Source organism: Bacillus sp. LK2, assembly GCF_001043575.1.
In the GTDB taxonomy this organism is placed as follows: domain Bacteria; phylum Bacillota; class Bacilli; order Bacillales; family Bacillaceae_G; genus Bacillus_A; species Bacillus_A paramycoides.
Genome location: NZ_LDUK01000110.1, coordinates 1 through 1,512, shown reverse-complemented (window position 1 = coordinate 1,512; position 1,512 = coordinate 1). Strand labels below are relative to the sequence as shown.

Here is a 1,512-nt window from a genome sequence, read left to right as displayed (position 1 = left end):
ACTTCCTTATGTTAACATTTTCATGTTTCAATGTCAACTAAGTTTTTTTATTTCGTTTGTCGCTTTCTGCGTTGTTGCTATCAGCGACTTGTTCTATATTACACCTAAACAAATCAATCGTCAATACTTTTTATGTTTTTTATTTTATAAATTATAAAAGGTATTGAACTCTCTTAATTTCTAATCCATTCCTAATGATTCTTAAACTTGCATAGGAAGATTGTAGTTAAGTTAATAATCGTCAGTTTGCACTATCCAGCTTAATACTAATAATTTTCTAAAGAATAAATGTCAGCAAGTACATATATTAAGGATAGCATTTTTATTCTTATACATCCCAGCTAAAATCACCATTTCTTCCTTTCCTCTTACCTCTAGGGGGCTATAAACAAAACACCTCACTATATCTTCTTTACATTCACTAAATCGATGAGGAAACTCAAGTAATTTAATAAACTTGGGAGGCGTTATGAAATGCATGTTAATAGGAAGATAGTTTATGTATCCCATGATGCCCATTTCACATTAGTCGATCCTACTCCAGATATCGGCTTATATAACGCCGGGGCTGATGTATATTTATTAACCTCAAGGGAAGACTCTTTTCCGAATGTTGTTTTAGAAGCATTAGATACAAAGGTTCCTGTTATAGGGTTTAAAAACGCTGGAGGTTTTGAGGATGTTGTTACGGAAAAAACTGGTGCCTTAGTAGACTTTTTAGATTTACCAAAAATGCTAGAAAGAAGATACGAATTTATTGAAGATGAAGGGTTATGATTACAAAGGGGGAGCTTTGGCCAAAAAATTATTGAAAAAAAATTCAATTTCCTTAATTACATTTATCAATTATTAGCTCTTTTCGAACATAATTACAAAAAGATTAGTGTAATTATACCAAACTATAATTACACTAATCTTTTTTACCTGTCCGAGTCAAATCAATATTAAACCAAACCTACCCCCTTACGAACTAATCTTCCTAGACGATGCCTCTACTGACAAAAGTGTACCCACATTTGAAAAGCTGCTCTCACAAGAAAATAAGACCCATCTGAAAGTTCAACATATTGTTAATGATAAAAACTCTAGTTCTGTATTTAAACAATGGATAAAAAGAATCTCTGCAGCAACCGGTGATTATATTTGGATCGCAGAGGCCGATGACTTATGCGATAAGACATTTTTAACAGAAGTAATACAAGGGTTCCATATAAATAATGACATTGCCTTAAGCTACACACAATCAAAGCAAATAGATGAACAAGGGAATATATTGGCCAATCATTATTTGGATTACACGAGTGATATCGATATAGAAAAATGGAAAACCCCTTATTTTCGAAAAGGCGTAGAAGAAATACAAGATACGCTACTTATCAAAAACACCATACATAATGTCTCAAGTGTAGTTTTTAAAAACATAGATATAAAAAAAAACAGAAAAACAATTAGAAAAGTTTAAAAGGCAATTAACAAAGGTATGAAAGCACACAAAAAAGACGAGTCATTCTG

At 31.9% G+C, this 1,512-nt stretch carries 1 pseudogene; it reads left to right on the top strand.

Annotated elements, in window-relative coordinates:
- Positions 1 to 507: 507 nt before the first annotated feature.
- Positions 508 to 1,463: pseudogene (locus tag VK90_RS27390) on the top strand (glycosyltransferase); the annotation flags it as partial.
- Between the last annotated feature and the right edge of the window lie 49 nt (positions 1,464 to 1,512).